The sequence below is a fragment of the Prochlorococcus marinus XMU1406 genome, assembly GCF_017696055.1.
In the GTDB taxonomy this organism is placed as follows: Bacteria; Cyanobacteriota; Cyanobacteriia; order PCC-6307; family Cyanobiaceae; genus Prochlorococcus_A; species Prochlorococcus_A marinus_W.
Genome location: NZ_JAAORG010000003.1, coordinates 388385 through 407359, shown reverse-complemented (window position 1 = coordinate 407359; position 18975 = coordinate 388385). Strand labels below are relative to the sequence as shown.

The window sequence follows — 18975 nt, the reverse complement described above, 5'->3', positions numbered from 1 at the left end:
AATTTAACTTTCAAATTCATCCAAAATATAATTACTTAATGGTTTCCATTCAAGTTTTCTTGAACCTCCCATTTCAACAACTATTGTTAGTTTATTATCGTTAGTGCAAATCTCTATTAAGCTCTCTAATTCAGATTGAGATAATACTTGACCTTCTAATAACCAAAGTAATTTATTTTTATCATTTTCATTAAATAACTCAGAAGCTTGTGGGATTACTTGTTGAACTTCCCCAAGCGCTCCGTTTCTTCCTACACTTTGATGACCAAGGTGAGGTGGTCTAACGCCATGCAATTTGAGCAAGAAAACTTCTGGATCTCCAAGCCCTCTTGCTGAAGTTATAAAAGTTTTAAAGCCTTTGGCCCTCATTCTCCTCAAAAGACGAGTTTCATAACCACCTTCAAGAGGAGCAAATATTGCGAGACATTTGTTAGTTTTTAAATCGTTATGAAACTTTTTCCCTGAGAGAAGTAATGGCATAAAAATTTCCTTTATTTCTATTTTATTTTATTTTATGGTACTTGATGATGTACAATTGTAACTCAGTGAATTTTTAAGCTCGCAAGCTAGCCGAGCCTCTGAAAATTTCACATTTTTTAGCGTTTCGTTAAAAAACTCAGGTGGGTTTATCCCGAGAGAAACTATCTATTATTTCAGATAAGTCTCGACCTTACTAATTGTTTTTTTATTAACTTCACCTTAATAACTGAAAGGTTTAGATAATTGAAAAATTATTACGAGCTAGCCTAATTTAGTCTTATGTCTATCGGAATTTTAGGAAAGAAATTGGGCATGTCCCAACTTTTCGATGATAAAGGTAACTCGGTACCAGTTACTCTTATAGAGGCTGGTCCGTGCCGCGTCACTCAATTGAAAACAACTGCGTTGGATGGTTATACCGCCGTTCAGATAGGCTATGGCTTGTCCAAAGAGAAGCATTTAAGCAAACCTGAAAAGGGACACTTATTGAAATCAGGTGAAGAACTTTTAAAGCATTTGAAAGAATATAGGGTTGAAGAAACTTCATCTTATGAAATCGGAAAACAAATAACTGTAAAAAACTTTGAGGTTGGTCAAAAAGTTGATATCAGTGGCAAATCTATGGGTAGAGGTTTTGCAGGTTACCAGAAAAGACATGGTTTTAGCAGAGGTCCTATGAGTCATGGTTCAAAAAATCATAGAGCACCAGGATCTACAGGAGCAGGAACAACTCCGGGTAGAATTTATCCAGGGAAAAGAATGGCAGGAAGATATGGAGGAAAACAGATAACTACCAAAGGATTGTTAGTTCTAAAAATTGATGATCAGAATAATTTGCTTGTAGTAAAGGGTTCTGTTCCAGGTAAGCCCGGCTCAATTGTCAACATTAAGCCAAATAATGTTGTAGGCAAAAAAGGAGGTGAAAAATCATGACAACACTTGAAACTTTAAAGTGGGATGGTAAAAAATCAGGCAAAGTTACTCTTGATTTAGCAGTTGCTAAAGAAACTTCTTCGGCAGACTTAATCCATAGAGCAGTCCTTAGACAGCTAGCAAATAAAAGACAAGGGACAGCATCAACTTTGACAAGATCTGAAGTGCGCGGGGGAGGTAGAAAGCCATACAAACAAAAAGGTACAGGAAGAGCTCGTCAAGGATCAATAAGGACACCCTTAAGACCTGGTGGCGGAATTATTTTTGGACCGAAGCCACGTTCTTATAATCTTGATATGAATCGTAAGGAACGTAGATTAGCTCTTAGAACAGCTCTTATGTCCAGAGTATCTGATATGAAGGCTGTTGAAGATTTTGGATCTACTTTAAAGCAGCCTAAAACAAGTGATATCATCAATGGCCTTGCTCGATTAGGTATACAAAAAACTGAAAAAGTTTTGGTTATTCTTGATAGCCCTTCCGACATTATAAAAAAATCCATTAATAATATTGAGAAAGTAAAATTAATCGCCGCCGATCAATTAAATGTATTTGATATCCTCAATGCCAATAAATTGGTAATAGGTCAATCAGCGATAGATAAAATTCAGGAGGTTTATGAATCATGAGTAAATTATTCGATTCTCGTTTAGCCGATGTAATACGAAAGCCAGTTATTACTGAAAAAGCTACAAATGCACTAGATCTTAACCAATATACTTTCGAAGTAGATCATAGAGCGGCTAAACCACAAATAAAGGCAGCTATTCAAGCCTTGTTCAGTGTTAAAGTCATAGGAGTTAACACTATGAATCCTCCTAGGAGAACAAGAAGAGTCGGGAAATTTTCCGGTAAACGTTCTCAGGTCAAGAAGGCAATTGTACGTCTTGCTGAAGGAGACAAAATCCAACTATTTCCAGAATCTTAAGGAGTTTTAATCATGGCAATACGTAAATTTAAACCTTATACACCTGGCACTAGGCAGAGAGTAGTTACTGACTTTAGTGAAATCACAAGTGCAAAACCTGAAAGATCACTAATAGTTTCAAAACATAGAGTTAAAGGCAGGAATAATCGTGGAGTTATCACTTGTCGTCATCGTGGAGGTGGTCACAAAAGGCAATATAGATTGGTCGACTTTAGAAGAGATAAAAGAAATATCAACGCTAAAGTTGCAGCTATACACTACGATCCTCATAGAAATGCAAGGTTGGCACTTTTATTTTACGAAGATGGAGAGAAAAGATATATTATCGCTCCAGCAGGAGTAAAAGTCGGACAAAATGTCATTTCTGGAGAAAGTGTTCCAATTGAAGATGGAAATGCAATGCCGCTTTCTGTTATGCCATTAGGATCTAGTGTTCATTGTGTTGAGTTATACGCAGGTAGGGGTGCTCAAATGGTTAGATCCGCAGGAGCTAGTGCTCAAGTTATGGCAAAAGAGGGAGATTATGTTGCTTTAAAACTCCCATCTACTGAGGTAAGACTTGTAAGAAAAGAATGCTACGCAACTCTTGGTGAAGTAGGTAATTCTGAAATAAGAAATACTAGCTTAGGTAAAGCAGGAAGAAGAAGATGGCTTGGAAGAAGGCCTCAAGTAAGAGGTAGTGTAATGAACCCATGTGATCATCCACATGGAGGAGGAGAGGGAAAAGCACCAATTGGTAGAGCAGGCCCAGTTACTCCATGGGGTAAGCCAGCTCTTGGACTAAAGACACGTAAAAAGAACAAACCAAGTAATAAATTAGTTGTTCGAAGACGCCGTCGCGTTTCTAAGAGGAGTAGAGGAGGAAGAGACTCTTGATTACTTCATTTATTATTTCAATTTCTATTACATAATCATGGGACGTTCACTAAAAAAAGGACCTTTTATAGCAGATAGCCTGCTCAAGAAGGTAGAAAAACAAAATACCGATAATGACAAGTCTGTTATCAAAACTTGGTCAAGATCCTCTACGATTTTACCTTTAATGATCGGTCACACAATCGCTGTACATAATGGCAAGACTCACATTCCAGTATTTATTACTGAACAAATGATTGGTCATAAACTCGGGGAATTTGCTCCTACACGCACTTACCGAGGTCATATAAGAGATAAGAAAGGAGCAAAATCATGACAAAAACACCTGAAACAACAAAAACAGCAATTGCTCATGGGAATTATGTTCGCGGATCAGCCTCTAAAGTGAGAAGAGTTTTGGATCAGATAAGGGGTAGATCTTATAGAGATGCATTGATTATGTTGGAATTTATGCCTTACAGATCAACAGACCCCATTACTAAAGTTCTAAGATCTGCTGTTGCTAATGCAGAACATAACCTTGGAATGGATCCATCTACCCTAGTTATTTCCTCTGCATGGGCTAATAGTGGTCCAGTAATGAAAAGGTATAGACCCAGAGCTCAAGGTCGAGCTTTTTCAATTAAAAAACAGACTTGCCACATCAGTATTTCTGTAGAGTCTGCTCCTACTCAAACTAATGCGGAGGTACAAAACTAATGGGACATAAAATACATCCTTCTGGACTAAGATTAGGGATTACACAAGAGCATCGCTCTAAGTGGTTTGCTACTTCTAAAACATATCCAATTCTTCTCCAAGAAGATTTTAAAATTCGTACCTTTATACAAAAAAAATATGGAGCAGCAGGAATTAGCGATGTCTTAATAGCAAGAAAAGCTGACCAACTGGAACTTGAATTAAAAACAGCAAGACCAGGAGTTATAGTTGGAAGACAAGGAAGTGGTATTGAAGAATTAAGATCTGGCATTCAAAAAACTATAGGTGATAGAACAAGGCAAGTCAGAATAAACGTTGTTGAAGTTGAACGCGTAGACGCTGATGCTTTTTTACTAGCTGAATATATTGCTCAACAACTAGAAAAAAGAGTCGCCTTTAGAAGAACTATTAGGATGGCCTTACAAAGGGCTCAAAGGGCTGGAGTTCTAGGTCTTAAAATTCAAGTAGGGGGAAGGTTGAATGGTGCTGAAATAGCTAGAACTGAATGGACTAGAGAAGGTAGAGTACCTTTACATACTTTGAGAGCTGAAATTGACTACGCAACACGTGAAGCTAATACAACTTACGGTGTTCTAGGCATTAAAGTTTGGGTTTTCAAAGGTGAAGTTCTCCCTAAAGAAGAACAAACTATCCCTGTGGGTGCGAGCCCTAAGAGGAAAGCTAGTAGAAGACCTCAGCAATTTGAGGATCGTTCAAATGAGAATTCATAGGAGGTATAAAAATGCTTAGTCCAAAACGTACTAAATTCCGTAAACAACATAGAGGCAGAATGAGGGGTGTAGCCTCAAAGGGTAATACTATTGCATTCGGTCAATTTGCTCTCCAAGCTCAAGACTGTGGCTGGGTAACTGCACGTCAGATTGAAGCAAGCAGAAGAGCTATGACTAGATATATCAAACGTGGTGGTCAAATCTGGATAAGAATATTTCCTGATAAACCAGTAACCATGAGACCTGCCGAAACCAGAATGGGTTCTGGTAAAGGTAATCCAGAGTTTTGGGTCGCAGTTGTAAAACCTGGAAGAATACTTTTTGAAATGGGTGGTGAGGATATCACTGAGGAAACTGCAAAAGAAGCTATGCGTCTGGCTCAATACAAACTTCCTGTAAAAACTAAATTTATCTCCATTGATAAAAATCTAGAAAATTCCTCCCAAGAAAATACAAAAAATAGTAAAAAATCTCAAGAGGAGGTTAAACAATGAAAAACTCAGAGTCACTAAAGGAATTTAAAAAATTAAATTCTGAACAAATTACTGAAAAGATTGACCAATTACGAAAAGATCTTTTTGACTTGAGATTCAAGCAAGCTACAAGACAGCTGAATGAAACTCATAAATTTAAAATTATCAAGAAACAAGTTGCGCAATTACTCACTCTCAGTAAGAGTCAATCTGCTTCTAAAACAACTTCTGATTAATTATTAGTTATGGCACTTAAAGAAAGAATTGGTACTGTTGTCAGCGACAAAATGGATAAAACAGTTGTTGTTGCTGTTATTAACAGATATCCACATCCCACTTATAAAAAAATTGTAAGTAGAACTACTCGATATAAGGCGCATGATCCAGAAAATACATGCGTTTTAGGTGATCGAGTTAAAATTAGAGAAACTAGACCGCTTAGTGCTCATAAAAGATGGGCCATAGAAGAGATTCTCAATAAAACAAGTCAGGCTAATGAGGTTCAAAAATGATTCAACAAGAAACTTATTTAACAGTTGCCGATAATAGCGGAGCAAAAAGACTCCAATGTATTAGGGTTTTAGGTTCTAATAGAAGGTATGCACATGTCGGGGATGTAATCGTAGCAACTGTAAAAGATGCTCTTCCTAACATGGGAGTTAAGAAATCTGAAGTTGTTAAAGCTGTTATCGTCAGAACTAAAGCAACATTAAGAAGAAATACTGGTAATTCAATCAGATTTGATGACAACGCGGCAGTATTGATTAATGAAGATAAGAATCCAAAAGGTACTAGAGTCTTTGGTCCTGTAGCTAGAGAACTGCGGGATAAAAATTATACAAAGATTGTTTCTCTTGCTCCGGAGGTGATTTAAATGTTGGATTCATTAAAGCAAAAGAAAAATTTCCAGAGAATAAAAATGAGAATCAAAACTGGAGATTTGGTAAAAGTAATTAATGGCAAGGACAAAGGGAAAACTGGTGAAGTTTTAAAAACTATCCCTCTTGAAAATAGAGTAGTTGTAAAGGGAATTAACCTTAGGACCAAACATGTAAAACCAACTCAGGAAGGAGAAACTGGAAGAATTCTTACAGAAGAAGCATCTTTACATGCATCAAATGTAATGTTTTTTTCAAAGGAAAAAAATCTTACAAGTAAGATTGAATACTTTATTGATAAAGAGGGGGTTAAGAAAAGAAGATTGAAGAAAACTGGTGAAGTAATTGATTAATTTTTCATCAGAAACCAGATTTCAACTTTTTCTAATTTATCAATTCTGACAAAGACCAGAATTAACAAGAAATTATGACTCTAAAAAATCGCTACAAAGAATCAATAAGACCAAAACTTTTAAAGGACCTTGGTCTTAAAAATATTCATCAAGTACCTAAAGTTGTCAAAGTCAACGTTAACAGAGGTCTTGGTGAAGCAGCTTCGAATTCGAAAGCTCTTGAAGCCTCTTTAAATGAAATGGCAACAATTACAGGACAAAAGGCTTTAGTAACTAGGGCCAAAAAAGCTATTGCGGGTTTTAAAATTCGTGAGGGCATGCCTATTGGTTGTACTGTAACTTTGAGAGGAGACAGGATGTATTCTTTTTTGGAGAGATTTATAAATCTAGCTTTACCAAGAATAAGAGACTTTAGAGGAGTTAATCCAAAAAGTTTTGATGGGAGAGGTAATTACACCGTTGGCGTGAAAGAGCAATTGATTTTTCCTGAAATCTCTTTTGATAAAATAGATTCAATAAGAGGTATGGATATAACTATTGTCACTAGTGCAAAATCAGATCAAGAAGGTAAAGCTCTTTTGCAGGAGTTAGGAATGCCTTTTAGTAAGAATTAAATTAAAACTATGTCAAATCACGATCCTATTTCAGATATGCTAACTCGAATTAGAAATGCGAGTCAAAAAAAGCATACAACCACAACAATCCCAGGTTCAAAAATGTCCTTAAGTATCGCTAAAGTACTTCAAAAAGAGGGGTTCATTTCTGATATTAATGAGGAAGGTGAAGGTTATAAATCACAAATAATACTCGGCCTCAAATATAGTGGAAAAAATAAATTTCCTACTATTCGATCTATGCAAAGAGTTAGTAAACCTGGTTTGAGAATATATAAAAATACTAGAGGTTTACCAAAAGTTCTTGGAGGTCTTGGAGTTGCTATTATATCTACTTCTAAAGGTGTCATGAGTGATCGTGATGCTAGGAAGCAAGGTATAGGTGGTGAAGTACTTTGCTATGTTTATTAAGGAGGATTAATCATGTCAAGAATTGGAAAAACACCAGTACTAATACCAGATAAAGTAACTGTTGATTTTGATGGATTAACAGTTACAGTTAAAGGCCCTAAAGGTGAGTTAAAACGTCAGATGCCAGAGGGAGTTAGTTTTGATAAAAAAGATAATACTGTTGTCGTAAGTCCCACTACTACCAAAATATTCTCAAGGCAAAGACATGGTTTATGCAGAGCCTTAATTGCAAATATGGTTGAAGGGGTTAGTCAAGGTTTTTCAAAAAAACTTGAAATTGTAGGCGTTGGATCCAGAGCGCAAGTAAAAGGTAAAAATCTAGTTGTTAGTGCAGGATATAGTCATCCTGTAGAAATGATCCCCCCTGATGGTATAACATACAAAGTTGAGAGTAATACAAACGTTACTGTATCTGGAATTGATAAGGAAATTGTTGGCAATGAAGCAGCAAAAATCAGATCAATTAGACCTCCAGAGCCTTATAAAGGAAAAGGAATTAAATACCATGATGAGAGAATTCTCAGAAAAGCTGGTAAATCTGGCAAAAAATAATTCCAATTAAAAAAATGACCAAACTTTCCAGGAAATTACAAACCCAAAAAAGACATAGAAGATTAAGGAGATTCTTAATTGGAGATGCAACGCGTCCAAGATTGTCTGTTTTTCGCTCTAATAACCATATTTATGCCCAGGTTATTGATGATAGTGCTCAAACAACTATTTGCTCAGCTTCAACTGTTGATAAGGAACTAAGAGAAAAATCTGAGAAATTATCTTCTGATTGTAATTCTTCTTCCATTGTTGGAAAATTATTAGCAAAGAGAGCGATTAAAAAAGGGATTAAGCAAGTAATTTTTGACCGTGGAGGTAATTTATATCACGGCAGAGTAAAGGCACTTGCAGACGCTGCTCGTGAAGCTGGCCTAGAATTCTAACTGTTAATTTTTTACTATGACTGACACTCCAACAAAAAAAGAAATTCAATCCATGAACGATAACGTTCCTGGAGCTATTCCTGTAGAACAAAAAAAGAATAATCGTAATGATCGAAAAAGAAATAGAAGAGGTGATTCAAAAAATCTAGAGAGAGATTCTGATTGGCAAGAAAGAGTTGTTCAAATTCGACGCGTTTCTAAGACTGTTAAGGGTGGAAAAAAAATGAGTTTTAGAGCAATTGTTGTTGTAGGTAATGAGAAAGGTCAAGTTGGAGTTGGAGTTGGTAAAGCAGGAGATGTCATTGGTGCGGTGAGAAAGGGAGTTTCAGATGGTAAAAAGAATCTTGTTAGGGTTCCCTTAACCCCAAATAATTCAATACCGACTTTATCTAAAGGTCGAGATGGTGCTGCTAATGTACTAATCAGACCAGCTGCCCCAGGTACAGGTGTAATTGCTGGTGGTTCAATAAGAACAGTTTTAGAATTAGCCGGCATAAAAAATGTCTTAGCTAAAAGATTGGGTAGTAAAACACCTTTGAATAATGCAAGAGCTGCTATGGTAGCTCTTTCTCAATTAAGAACACACAAATCTGCCTCAAGGGAAAGAGGCATCTCACTTGAACAGCTCTATTCTTGAAAATTATGACTTCAACATTAAATACACTTAAATCAAACTCTGGCTCGAGAAAGAAAAAATTAAGAAAGGGTAGAGGTATTGCAGCCGGTCAGGGTGCATCATGTGGTTTCGGAATGAGAGGACAAAAGTCACGTTCTGGAAGACCCACACGTCCAGGTTTTGAAGGTGGCCAAATGCCTCTATATAGAAGAGTTCCAAAATTAAAGCACTTTGAAATAATTAATCAAAAGAACTTTTCCATAATTAATTTAGAAAAATTAAACGATTTCAAAGAAAATGAAACTGTTAACCTAGATTCACTAGTCAAAAAAGGATTAATTTTCAAGCCAAAATTTCCTTTAAAAATTCTTGGTAATGGAAAACTTAATGTAAAGTTAAATGTCCAAGCTCATGCATTTACAAAAGTTGCAAAACAAAAAATTGAGGACGCAGGTGGATCCTGCGAGCTTATAAATAATAAATAAATTTACTAAAAATTTAGGAAAGCTTCAAAATGTTTGTCAACAAAAGTAGAAATCCTAGCTCTTCTGAAATACTTTCCCAATTATTTTTAAATAAAGAGCTAAGGAGTAGAGTTTTAACTACTTTAGGTCTTCTACTTTTAGTAAGACTTGGTATATATATCCCTATGCCTGGTATTGATAGGGTTGCTTTTAAAAGTTTTATAGATCAAGGGGGGCAATTAATAGGTTTTTTAGATATTTTTACTGGAGGAGGAATTTCAACCTTAGGAATATTCGCATTAGGCATACTTCCCTTTATCAACGCATCAATTATTATTCAGCTCCTCACAGCTTCATTGCCTGTGCTTGAAGATTTACAAAAAAATGAAGGAGAAGCGGGAAGAAGAAAAATTGCTCAAATAACTAGATATGTTTCATTAGGATGGGGTTTTTTGCAAAGTATAATTTTTTCCTTAATTCTCAGACAATATGCTATTCAGGGGATAAGTGAAACAACATTTGTCTTGCAAACCTCAATTGCCTTGGTTACTGGCTCAATGTTAGTAATGTGGTTTAGTGAAATTATTACGGAGAAAGGGATAGGTCAAGGGGCTTCACTGGTAATTTTTTTGAATATTGTTTCCACTTTACCTAAGGCTCTAAGTTCAACCATTGAAAAAGCTCAAACTGGCGATAGAGCAGATGTTTTAGGTATAGCAGTTTTACTTGGAGTATTTTTACTGACAATTGTTGGGATAATTTTTGTCCAAGAGGGAGCAAGACGCATTCCTATTGTTAGCGCAAAAAGGCAGATAGGAAATTCAACACTACTACCTACAAGGCAAAGTTATTTACCTTTGAAATTAAATGCAGGAGGAGTCATGCCGATTATATTTGCATCTGCTTTAATATTTTTACCTATAACTATTGCAAATGTCACGGGCAATCCAGTCTTAATCAAGTTAGCCAGTAGTTTAAATCCAGGATCTTCTAATCCATGGCCATATGCTCTTACATTCTTCTCTTTGATTTTGGGGTTTTCCTATTTTTATGCATCTCTTACTATCAATCCAGTTGATGTAGCTTCAAATTTAAAAAAAGGAGGAGTAGCGATACCAGGAGTTAGACCAGGAACTAATACAGCAAACTACCTATCAGGTATACAAAATAGGTTGACATTCTTGGGAGGATTATTTCTTGGTTCAGTAGCTATAATCCCAGCTGCAGTAGAAAGAGCCACAAATGTTCAGACCTTTCAAGGTTTAGGAGCAACTTCATTACTAATTCTTGTGGGTGTTGCTATAGATACTGCTAAGCAAATTCAAACTTATGTTATTTCACAAAGGTATGAGGGACTAATTAACAATTAATGAAGAAACATTTACTATTTTTAGGAGCTCCTGGAGCAGGGAAAGGGACTCAAGCGGAATTGCTAAGTCAAACTAATTCTTACTTACACCTTTCTACTGGTGAATTATTAAGAAAAGAAATCGAAATGAATACCTCCCTTGGTATCCAGGTAAAAGATATTATGAATCGAGGGGAACTTGTTAATGATGAACTCGTATTAAAGATAGTAAGACATAATCTAATTAAGGATAATAAAGGTTGGATTCTAGATGGTTACCCAAGAAATTTATCTCAAGCAAATTCATTGAATGAAGTCTTAACTGAAATAAATCAACCTTTAGAAGTGGTTTTTTATTTAGATATTCCAGAAGAAGCGCTAATTAAACGTTTGCTTTTAAGAGGGAGAAAAGATGATACAGAAGAGACAATTAGAACAAGAGTTGATATTTATAAAAAAACTACAGAACCATTGATTCAATATTTTAAAGCTCTATCATTGTTAGAATATATTGATGCTGATAGAGATTTAAAAACCATTTCCTCTGATATCAAACAAAAAATGGCTTGATGATGATGTAGAATATAGTATTAACGTTTTATTTGTTAAACACCTATGAAGGTCAGATCTTCAGTCAAAAAAATTAGTCCTGACGATCAGATCGTGAGGAGAAGAGGTAAAATCTATGTTATCAACAAGAAAAGACCTCGCAATAAACAGCGTCAGGGTTAAATTTCAACCCTTAAATTCAAACTTTTACTTATTCAAAACACGTGGCCAGGATTGCAGGAATTGACATACCTCGCGAAAAGCGAGTTGAAATTGCACTTACATACGTCTATGGAATTGGTTTAACGAGATCAAAGCTAATTCTTGCTAATACGGGTGTAAACCCAGATACTCGTGTCAAAGACCTTTCAGATTCTGATGTGCAAAAACTTAGAGGTGCCACAGAAGAATTCACTTTAGAAGGGGATTTGAGAAGAAAAGAGGGAATGGCTTTAAAACGTCTACAAGATATAGGATGTGTAAGAGGAAGAAGACACAGAATGAGTCTTCCAGTAAGAGGTCAAAGAACTAGAACCAATGCAAGAACAAGACGGGGTTCTAGGAAAACAGTTGCTGGAAGAAAAAAATAATTAACTAAATCTATCTACAAATTGAAGTATTAAATTAAACCATCATGGCAGCCACAGTAAAAAAAACAGGTTCAAAGAAATCTAAACGTAATGTACCTAATGGTGTGGTACACATTCAAAGCACATTTAATAATACTATTGTCTCAATTACTGATACCTCTGGTCACGTAATTTCTTGGTCTTCTGCAGGTGCAAGTGGATTTAAAGGCGCTCGGAAAGGCACGCCATTTGCTGCTCAAACTGCTGCTGAAGCTGCAGCTAGAAGAGCACTTGATCAAGGAATGAGACAAATAGAAGTACTAGTTAGAGGGCCTGGCGCAGGTAGGGAAACGGCCATAAGAGCTTTACAAGTGGCTGGATTAGAAATAACTCTAATAAGAGATGTAACCCCATTACCTCATAATGGATGTAGAAGACCTAAACGGAGACGCGTTTAGGTCTTAATCATTCTCAACCCCCCCCCCCAAAAAAAACTCTTAACCTCATTATTTTCCGTGTTGCAATACCAGATTGACAGAATCGACCATCAAATAGCAGATGATCGCTCCCAAACAGGAACTTTTTTAATTGGCCCTCTAGAAAGGGGACAAGCTACAACTTTGGGTAATTCTCTAAGAAGAGTCCTTATGGGAGGACTTGAAGGGAGTGCAGTCACTGCCGTAAGAATAGCAGGAATTAATCATGAATATGCCACTATTCCTGGAGTTAGAGAAGACGTTTTAGATATTCTTCTCAATTGCAAGCAACTATCAATAAATAGCTCTAATCCAGAGCTTGAAATCGGCAGACTAGTAGCGAGTGGTCCAATGGAAGTGAAGGCGAATGACATCCAATTCTCTTCTCAAGTTGAAATTGTTGATGGCGAAAAACCGATCGCAACTATCCAGGAGGGTCATAACTTAGAGTTGGAAATCCACGTTGAAAGAGGTGTTGGATATAGACCCGTCGACCGAAAGAGTGAAGAGACAACTGCTATTGATTTGCTTCAAATAGATGCTGTATTTATGCCTGTGAAGAGAGTGAATTTTACGATTGATGAAACCGCTGTTGCAGAAGGCGGAACAGGAAGAGAAAGATTAAAAATGGAAGTAGTAACAGATGGCTCAACAAGTCCTGACGATGCTATTGCTGAAGCTGCAAATCAATTAATAGAACTCTTTCAACCTCTTGCTACTGTCACAATGGTTGAGGAAATTCCTGAGGAACCTGAACCATCTCCTGAAGCTCAAATTCCTCTCGAGGAACTAAACTTGTCCGTTAGAGCATATAATTGTTTGAAACGGGCTCAAGTTAACTCAGTTTCGGATTTAATGGGTTTCAGCTATGAAGATCTTCTTGAAATTAAGAACTTTGGCTCTAAATCTGCAGATGAGGTTATTGAGGCTCTAGAGCGCATAGGTATTTCTATTCCACAAAGTAGAACATCTGTTTAACAAATTTTTAAGATTATGAGACATCAACTTAGAATTCCATTATTAAGTAAACCTGCTGACCAGAGGAAAGCACTCCTAAGAGGTTTAACTACACAATTAATTAGGGAAGGTAGAGTAACGACAACAAAAGCTAGGGCAAAAGCTTTAAGAAATGAAGCTGAAAGAATGATTTCACTCGCCAAAGAGGGAAGTTTAGCTTCCAGGAGAAGGGCTATTGGATATATTTATGATAAAAAATTAGTTCATTCATTATTTGAAAAAGCAAAGGAAAGATATGGAGACAGAAATGGTGGATATACACGCATAGTCAGAACTGTATCTAGAAAAGGCGATAACGCTCAGATGGCCATAATCGAGCTTGTTTAAGTTAGTTAATAAAGGAGCTTTTGCTAAAAAATAACTTTTGAAAAGAGTAGCTTTACTAATTCAATATGATGGATCTCATTATTCAGGTTGGCAAAAACAAAAAAATGCAACTACTGTTCAAGAAATTTTAGAAAGAGCTCTTTTAAAGATTACAAATCATATAGTAAAGACTTTTGCAGCAGGCAGGACTGATGCTGGGGTTCATGCATCAGGTCAAGTAGTACACTTTGATGTTGATTATGTTATTCCAGGAAATAGCTATTCTGATGTCTTAAATAGAGTTTTACCTTCAACAATTAGGATCTTGGAATCAGTTGAGGTTAAAGATAATTGGCATGCATGCTATTCAGCAATGTATAGACATTATCGATATGTCATTAATAACAGTAAATTCCCTAACTTGTTTATCAATAATTGGTCATGGCATAGATATCAAAAAGTATTAGATGAAGTTTTAATGTTAAATGCATCCAAGACAATGGTAGGGGAACATGATTTTTTTGCTTTTCAGAAAAGTGGTAGTAATAGAACAGACGCTATTACAAAAATAAAAAATATAGATATTAAAAGAGTAGAAGATTTGATTTTAGTTGATATTAAAGCTACTGGTTTTCTATATGGAATGGTCCGTTTAATTATTGGTCAATTAGTTTTAGTTGGAGAAAAAAAAATATCGCCAGAAATTTTTACAGATAGATGGGTAAACAAAAAGAAAAATGATGTTAAAGAATCTGCTCCAGCTAAGGGGTTATGTTTTGTCAATGCAGTTTATGAAAAAAATGTCTTTAAAAAGATTAATAACAATGATTTTTTCCCTGTATTTTTAATTAAGGGTTTTTCTTAAGTAAAGTTTAAGTAAGCGAATTTTTTGTGTAAATCATTCAAAACTGTTGTTTAATATTCATTCAATAAGGTAGAATTTAGAACCAACTATAAATTTATTTGCATAAATTTGGTAAATGAATAAAACAATTACTCCATCTTTAGAAACCATCGAAAGAAATTGGTTTTTAGTTGACGCAAAAGATAAGACACTTGGGAGACTTGCTACAGAAATTGCAACTGTATTGAGAGGTAAGAATAAACCAACATTTACACCTCATCTAGATACTGGAGATTTTGTCATTGTAGTAAATGCCGAAAAAGTTGAGGTAACAGGTAAAAAAGCATCTCAGAAGTTGTATAGGAGACATTCTGGAAGACCAGGAGGAATGAAAATTGAAAAATTTGAGTCTCTCCAAGAAAGAATTCCTGAAAGAATCATTGAGCAAGCTGTTAAGGGTATGCTGCCACATAACTCTTTAGGAAGACAGCAATTTAAAAAACTAAAAGTTTATAAAGGTGCTGATCATCCTCATGCTGCTCAGAATCCTGTATTATTAAATAGTTAATTTATTAAAATGAATAGTCAAATAAAAAACAAAGCTGTGTATTGGGGAACTGGGAGAAGAAAAACTTCAGTAGCTAGAGTTCGTTTGATTCCAGGAAATGGACTAATCAAAATTAATGGTCGTTCTGGAGATGATTACTTAAACTTTAATCCTCTGCACTTAAATTCAATAAAATCACCTTTGCAAACATTAGGCCTTGAAAATTCTTATGATATTCTGGTAAATGTTTTTGGTGGTGGGTTGACAGGTCAAGCAGATGCTATCAAGCAAGGAGCAGCTAGAGCACTTTGCGAATTATCTCCTGACAATAGGAAACCGCTAAAAACTGAAGGCCATCTCAGTAGAGATCCTAGAGCGAAGGAAAGAAGAAAATATGGTCTTAAAAAAGCAAGAAAAGCTCCTCAATTCTCCAAACGTTAAAGGAATTTTAATTATGCCAAAATCAGAAATACACCCAAAATGGTATCCAGATGCAAAAGTTATTTGTAATGGTGAAGTTGTAATGACGACTGGCTCCACGCAGCCTGAATTACATGTTGATGTATGGAGTGGTAATCATCCTTTCTTCACTGGAACTCAAAAGATTCTTGATACAGAAGGTAGGGTAGATAGGTTTATGAAAAAATATGGAATGGGTTCAGCTAATACGGCTACATCAAAAGAGGAAAAAGAAGAAAAAGATTCTAAAAAATAGAATTTTCAAAAATAAAGCATAATTTCAATTGGAATACTCAACATTAATTGCAAGGTTGAAAACTGCTTCAGAAAGTTTTGAAAATTTGGAAGTGCAGCTTGCAGATCCAGATATAGCTAATGATCCCAAAAAATTAGAATCAATAGCAAGAGAAAGGTCAAAACTGGAACCTTTGGTGATTGATTTTAATAAGTTGCTTGAAACTGATAAAGAAATTGAAGATTCAAAAAATCTACTTAGAGAGAATAGAAATGATAAAGAAATGGAATCTTTGATTAATGAAGAGTTAATAATTTTAGAGGAATGTAAGAATGAACTGATTCAAAAAACCACAATCGCTTTATTACCAAAAGATCCAAGAGATGAGAGAAGTGTAATGTTAGAAATCAGAGCCGGTGCTGGAGGTAACGAGGCTTGTATCTGGGCGGGTGATTTAGCAAGAATGTATGAAAGATATGGACAAAAAATTGGATGGTCTGTAAAACCTGTTAGTGCTTCCGAGTCAGATATGGGAGGATTTAAGGAGTTAGTTATCTCCGTTAAGGGAGATTCTGTATATAGTCAACTTAAATTTGAGGCTGGTGTGCATAGAGTCCAAAGAGTTCCAGCTACTGAATCGCAAGGTAGAGTCCACACCTCTACTGCTACAGTGGCGGTCATGCCTGAGGCTGATCCTGTTGAAGTTAAGATTGAGCCAACTGATTTAGAAGTTGGTACAGCAAGATCAGGAGGTGCAGGGGGACAAAATGTTAATAAAGTAGAGACAGCTATTGATCTTCTCCATAAGCCTACAGGAATAAGAGTTTTTTGTACTCAAGAGAGATCACAATTGCAAAATCGCGAACGAGCAATGGAAATTTTAAGAGCTAAATTATATGAAATTCAATTAAAAGAAGCTAATGCTAAAGAAAGATCACAAAGACTTTCCCAGGTTGGAACAGGTGATAGGAGTGAAAAAATTAGAACTTACAATTTTAAAGATAACAGGACAACTGATCATAGATTAGGTTCCAATTTTTCATTAGAGCCAATTCTTGCTGGTCAATTGGATGAAGTGATTGATGCATGCATTGCCCAAGAACAAAAAAGAATGATGGAAGATTTTAATAACGAAGTAAATTAAGATTTAATTTTTATTAGATTGAAATTCCTATTACGTATTTACTCCATTCTTTATGTCTGCCAGAGTCAATTTGTCTTGTGGCCTCAAAATTGAGATTACTAAGCGGACGATAAGGCTTGCGCATTAAAGGCATATTCGCCTCTTCTGGGGTTCGGTTACCTTTTTGTACATTACATCTGAGACATGCTGTAGTCACGTTTTCCCAGTTATCTGTCCCACCTCTGCTTCTTGGTAAAACATGATCTATTGATAAGTCGCCACCTCTATAATTGCAGTATTGGCAAGCATTATTATCTCTCAGAAGAATATTTTTTCTTGTTAAAGAAACCTCTCTAAAAGGCACCTTCACGTAGTAACGAAGTCTTATAACTGTCGGCAATTTTCTTCCGCTATGTATTGAATATGAGTTATCCTCCTCTAAACTTTCTGCTTTACCTTTGATCATTAAAATAACAGCCCTTCGCCAAGAAGTGATGTTTAAAGGTTCATAAGATGCATTTAAAACTAGAGTCTGGCCCATGCCAAAATACAATTTACATGTCATGCTAACTGTATATTTCAATAAGCGCATATAGTTGTGCAAAGTTAATGCAAATTCAGCAAAAAGATCAGGGATTTAATTTTGATCAATATCCAACTTTTAAAAAAGATATAGATCCAAAACAAAGAGCATGGATAGAAGTTAAAGGCAAAGCAATAGAGACAAATGTAAGGCAGTTAAGAACTAAACTAAGTAAATTTTGTCAATTTATGGCGGTTGTCAAAGCTGATGGATATGGACATGATGCAAAAGTGGTATCTGATTTCGCTATAAAAGGTGGAGCTTCTCAATTAGGCGTTGCCACTTTAAAAGAAGGGATTAAACTACGTTCTTTTGGAGTTAAAAAACCAATTCTCATTCTCGGAAATCTATATACAAAAAGAGATTTAATAATATCCTTTAGAAATGATCTTATGCCAACTATCAGTAGTATAAGAGAGTGTTTAATTTGCAATAATATCGGGAAACACTTTGGCTTCAAATTTTCTTTGCATCTTAAGGTTGATACTGGTATGTCAAGATTAGGATTTGAATCTAATAAATTTGTTCAGCAATTTGAAAAAATAAAATCTTTTGAGAACATTTCAATAGAAGGAATATATAGTCATTTATCGTCTGCAGATGAAGATAATGCATTAGATCCTAAAAGTATTACACAATTACAAAGACTCAAGTTTAATCAATTATTAAAGCAAATTAATCTTCAAAAAAATCATGAAATTAAGATTCATTTGGCTAACTCTGCAGGAATGCTTCTTAAAAAAGATTTTCATTTTCACATGGTACGTGTTGGGCTTTCTATGTATGGATACAGTCCTTTAGACAAAATAGAAAAAAATTTATTACTTAAACCAGCTTTATTTTTGAAAGTTAAAGTAGCTTTTATTAGAACTCTTGATTCAGGTGTTGGTGTAAGTTATGGAGGAAAGTTTGTAACTAGTAGAAAAACTAAGTTAGCTATTTTAAGTATTGGTTACGCAGATGGAGTTCCAAGAAACCTTTCAGGCAAGATAAACGTTATATATAATAATAAACTTTATCCCCAAGTTGGATCCATAACTATGGATCAAATGATGGTGGACATAACAGGCTCAAATGAAATTAGAATTGGTAGTACGATGATATTACTAGGATCTGATGGAGACAAAACAATTTCTCCTCTTGAATGGGCAAGAAAATCTAATACTATCCCGTGGGAAATTCTTTGTTCTTTTAAAAATAGATTACCTAGAGTTCAAATTGATTAGACATTTCGATTAAATAAAAAATTTTGAATGTTTGCAAAAAAATTGATAATGTATAAGAACTGGAGAGGTGGCTGAGTGGTTGAAAGCGGCTCCCTGCTAAGGAGTTACAGGAGGTAACTTTTGTCGAGGGTTCGAATCCCTCCCTCTCCGTGTTTTTGGTAGAGCATGGAAGTTCATAATGTTCCTGAAACTAGTGATACTAATACTTTTGCAGAAATAGGAAAATTAGAGACATTCACAGAGTATCACTGAATTTCATGTTTGGGGGTAGGAAATGGGGTAGGAATATAAAGTGCAGAGTG

The 18975-nt window shown here is 35.5% G+C and carries 33 protein-coding genes and 1 tRNA gene; 32 read left to right on the top strand and 2 right to left on the bottom strand.

Annotation, left to right across the window (positions count from 1 at the left end):
• Positions 1-3 precede the first annotated feature (3 nt).
• Positions 4-480, bottom strand: coding sequence for an NAD(P)H-quinone oxidoreductase subunit N (gene ndhN / locus HA149_RS08660; RefSeq protein WP_011819171.1), 477 nt, complete (start codon positions 478-480; stop codon positions 4-6).
• A gap of 279 nt (positions 481-759) precedes the next feature.
• Between ndhN and rplC the strand changes: the two genes are divergently transcribed.
• From rplC to prfA, 30 genes are all read left to right on the top strand, one after another.
• Positions 760-1413, top strand: a complete 654-nt coding sequence (rplC, locus tag HA149_RS08655) for a 50S ribosomal protein L3 (RefSeq protein WP_209114871.1) — start codon at positions 760-762, stop codon at positions 1411-1413.
• Positions 1410-2042, top strand: a complete 633-nt coding sequence (gene rplD, locus HA149_RS08650; protein WP_209114869.1) for a 50S ribosomal protein L4 — start codon at positions 1410-1412, stop codon at positions 2040-2042. Before rplC ends, rplD begins: the two co-directional genes overlap by 4 nt.
• Positions 2039-2341 (top strand): 50S ribosomal protein L23, encoded by a 303-nt coding sequence (locus tag HA149_RS08645; protein ID WP_209114867.1) that lies wholly within the window; start codon positions 2039-2041, stop codon positions 2339-2341. Before rplD ends, HA149_RS08645 begins: the two co-directional genes overlap by 4 nt.
• A gap of 12 nt (positions 2342-2353) precedes the next feature.
• The gene (rplB, locus tag HA149_RS08640; protein ID WP_002807290.1) at positions 2354-3217 is read left to right on the top strand and encodes a 50S ribosomal protein L2; all 864 of its coding nucleotides are present in this window, start codon (positions 2354-2356) and stop codon (positions 3215-3217) included.
• 37 nt (positions 3218-3254) lie between these two features.
• Entirely contained in the window at positions 3255-3533 is a 279-nt protein-coding gene (rpsS, locus tag HA149_RS08635) for a 30S ribosomal protein S19 (RefSeq protein ID WP_011819167.1), read from the top strand.
• Positions 3530-3916, top strand: coding sequence for a 50S ribosomal protein L22 (rplV, locus tag HA149_RS08630; RefSeq protein WP_025895064.1), 387 nt, complete (start codon positions 3530-3532; stop codon positions 3914-3916). Before rpsS ends, rplV begins: the two co-directional genes overlap by 4 nt.
• On the top strand, positions 3916-4647 hold the full coding sequence (gene rpsC, locus HA149_RS08625; RefSeq protein WP_011819165.1) for a 30S ribosomal protein S3: 732 nt from the start codon (positions 3916-3918) through the stop codon (positions 4645-4647). The genes rplV and rpsC overlap by 1 nt, the downstream gene beginning before the upstream one ends.
• 11 nt (positions 4648-4658) lie before the next feature.
• Positions 4659-5141, top strand: a complete 483-nt coding sequence (gene rplP / locus HA149_RS08620) for a 50S ribosomal protein L16 (protein WP_025938709.1) — start codon at positions 4659-4661, stop codon at positions 5139-5141.
• Positions 5138-5356: a 50S ribosomal protein L29 gene (gene rpmC, locus HA149_RS08615; RefSeq protein ID WP_025895061.1), complete on the top strand. Its 219-nt coding sequence runs from the start codon at positions 5138-5140 to the stop codon at positions 5354-5356. The genes rplP and rpmC overlap by 4 nt, the downstream gene beginning before the upstream one ends.
• 9 nt (positions 5357-5365) lie before the next feature.
• Positions 5366-5632: a 30S ribosomal protein S17 gene (gene rpsQ, locus HA149_RS08610; protein ID WP_209114865.1), complete on the top strand. Its 267-nt coding sequence runs from the start codon at positions 5366-5368 to the stop codon at positions 5630-5632.
• Entirely contained in the window at positions 5629-5994 is a 366-nt protein-coding gene (gene rplN, locus HA149_RS08605; RefSeq protein WP_002807235.1) for a 50S ribosomal protein L14, read from the top strand. The genes rpsQ and rplN overlap by 4 nt, the downstream gene beginning before the upstream one ends.
• Positions 5995-6351, top strand: coding sequence for a 50S ribosomal protein L24 (gene rplX / locus HA149_RS08600; protein ID WP_079321213.1), 357 nt, complete (start codon positions 5995-5997; stop codon positions 6349-6351). It abuts the gene before it with no gap.
• Between the two features lie 74 nt (positions 6352-6425).
• Positions 6426-6965: a 50S ribosomal protein L5 gene (gene rplE, locus HA149_RS08595; protein WP_011819160.1), complete on the top strand. Its 540-nt coding sequence runs from the start codon at positions 6426-6428 to the stop codon at positions 6963-6965.
• A gap of 9 nt (positions 6966-6974) precedes the next feature.
• Positions 6975-7376 carry a 30S ribosomal protein S8 gene (rpsH, locus tag HA149_RS08590; protein WP_011819159.1) on the top strand — a complete coding sequence of 134 codons (402 nt, stop codon included), beginning with the start codon at positions 6975-6977 and terminating at the stop codon, positions 7374-7376.
• 12 nt (positions 7377-7388) lie between these two features.
• Positions 7389-7928, top strand: coding sequence for a 50S ribosomal protein L6 (rplF, locus tag HA149_RS08585; RefSeq protein WP_209114863.1), 540 nt, complete (start codon positions 7389-7391; stop codon positions 7926-7928).
• Positions 7929-7942: 14 nt separating this feature from the next.
• Positions 7943-8311: a 50S ribosomal protein L18 gene (gene rplR, locus HA149_RS08580; RefSeq protein WP_025893589.1), complete on the top strand. Its 369-nt coding sequence runs from the start codon at positions 7943-7945 to the stop codon at positions 8309-8311.
• 16 nt (positions 8312-8327) lie between these two features.
• Positions 8328-8948 carry a 30S ribosomal protein S5 gene (gene rpsE, locus HA149_RS08575; RefSeq protein ID WP_209114861.1) on the top strand — a complete coding sequence of 207 codons (621 nt, stop codon included), beginning with the start codon at positions 8328-8330 and terminating at the stop codon, positions 8946-8948.
• A 5-nt stretch (positions 8949-8953) separates the two neighbouring features.
• Positions 8954-9412 carry a 50S ribosomal protein L15 gene (gene rplO, locus HA149_RS08570; RefSeq protein WP_209114858.1) on the top strand — a complete coding sequence of 153 codons (459 nt, stop codon included), beginning with the start codon at positions 8954-8956 and terminating at the stop codon, positions 9410-9412.
• Positions 9413-9441: 29 nt separating this feature from the next.
• The gene (gene secY, locus HA149_RS08565) at positions 9442-10761 is read left to right on the top strand and encodes a preprotein translocase subunit SecY (protein WP_209114856.1); all 1320 of its coding nucleotides are present in this window, start codon (positions 9442-9444) and stop codon (positions 10759-10761) included.
• A complete protein-coding gene (locus HA149_RS08560; RefSeq protein ID WP_209114853.1) occupies positions 10761-11309 on the top strand; it encodes an adenylate kinase in 549 nt (182 codons plus the stop codon). Before secY ends, HA149_RS08560 begins: the two co-directional genes overlap by 1 nt.
• A 45-nt stretch (positions 11310-11354) precedes the next feature.
• Complete coding sequence (rpmJ, locus tag HA149_RS08555) at positions 11355-11471, top strand: 50S ribosomal protein L36 (RefSeq protein WP_011377173.1); 117 nt, start codon at positions 11355-11357, stop codon at positions 11469-11471.
• Positions 11472-11512: 41 nt separating this feature from the next.
• Positions 11513-11878, top strand: a complete 366-nt coding sequence (gene rpsM / locus HA149_RS08550; protein WP_002807728.1) for a 30S ribosomal protein S13 — start codon at positions 11513-11515, stop codon at positions 11876-11878.
• 44 nt (positions 11879-11922) lie between these two features.
• A complete protein-coding gene (gene rpsK, locus HA149_RS08545) occupies positions 11923-12315 on the top strand; it encodes a 30S ribosomal protein S11 (RefSeq protein ID WP_002805825.1) in 393 nt (130 codons plus the stop codon).
• Between the two features lie 57 nt (positions 12316-12372).
• Positions 12373-13311: a DNA-directed RNA polymerase subunit alpha gene (locus tag HA149_RS08540; RefSeq protein ID WP_025937644.1), complete on the top strand. Its 939-nt coding sequence runs from the start codon at positions 12373-12375 to the stop codon at positions 13309-13311.
• 15 nt (positions 13312-13326) lie between these two features.
• Positions 13327-13677 (top strand): 50S ribosomal protein L17, encoded by a 351-nt coding sequence (gene rplQ, locus HA149_RS08535; RefSeq protein ID WP_011863642.1) that lies wholly within the window; start codon positions 13327-13329, stop codon positions 13675-13677.
• A gap of 37 nt (positions 13678-13714) precedes the next feature.
• The gene (gene truA, locus HA149_RS08530; RefSeq protein ID WP_209114851.1) at positions 13715-14521 is read left to right on the top strand and encodes a tRNA pseudouridine(38-40) synthase TruA; all 807 of its coding nucleotides are present in this window, start codon (positions 13715-13717) and stop codon (positions 14519-14521) included.
• Positions 14522-14636: 115 nt separating this feature from the next.
• Positions 14637-15068 (top strand): 50S ribosomal protein L13, encoded by a 432-nt coding sequence (gene rplM / locus HA149_RS08525; protein ID WP_011863640.1) that lies wholly within the window; start codon positions 14637-14639, stop codon positions 15066-15068.
• A 9-nt stretch (positions 15069-15077) separates the two neighbouring features.
• A complete protein-coding gene (rpsI, locus tag HA149_RS08520; RefSeq protein ID WP_209114849.1) occupies positions 15078-15488 on the top strand; it encodes a 30S ribosomal protein S9 in 411 nt (136 codons plus the stop codon).
• 13 nt (positions 15489-15501) lie between these two features.
• A complete protein-coding gene (gene rpmE, locus HA149_RS08515; RefSeq protein ID WP_209114847.1) occupies positions 15502-15762 on the top strand; it encodes a 50S ribosomal protein L31 in 261 nt (86 codons plus the stop codon).
• A gap of 28 nt (positions 15763-15790) precedes the next feature.
• Positions 15791-16885 carry a peptide chain release factor 1 gene (gene prfA, locus HA149_RS08510; RefSeq protein WP_209114845.1) on the top strand — a complete coding sequence of 365 codons (1095 nt, stop codon included), beginning with the start codon at positions 15791-15793 and terminating at the stop codon, positions 16883-16885.
• A gap of 13 nt (positions 16886-16898) precedes the next feature.
• Here prfA and HA149_RS08505 read toward each other — a convergent pair whose 3' ends face one another.
• Entirely contained in the window at positions 16899-17456 is a 558-nt protein-coding gene (locus tag HA149_RS08505; protein ID WP_209114843.1) for an HNH endonuclease, read from the bottom strand.
• Between the two features lie 17 nt (positions 17457-17473).
• Between HA149_RS08505 and alr the strand changes: the two genes are divergently transcribed.
• Positions 17474-18673, top strand: a complete 1200-nt coding sequence (gene alr / locus HA149_RS08500; RefSeq protein ID WP_209114841.1) for an alanine racemase — start codon at positions 17474-17476, stop codon at positions 18671-18673.
• 61 nt (positions 18674-18734) lie between these two features.
• A tRNA-Ser gene (locus HA149_RS08495) sits at positions 18735-18823 on the top strand.
• Positions 18824-18975: the final 152 nt, after the last annotated feature.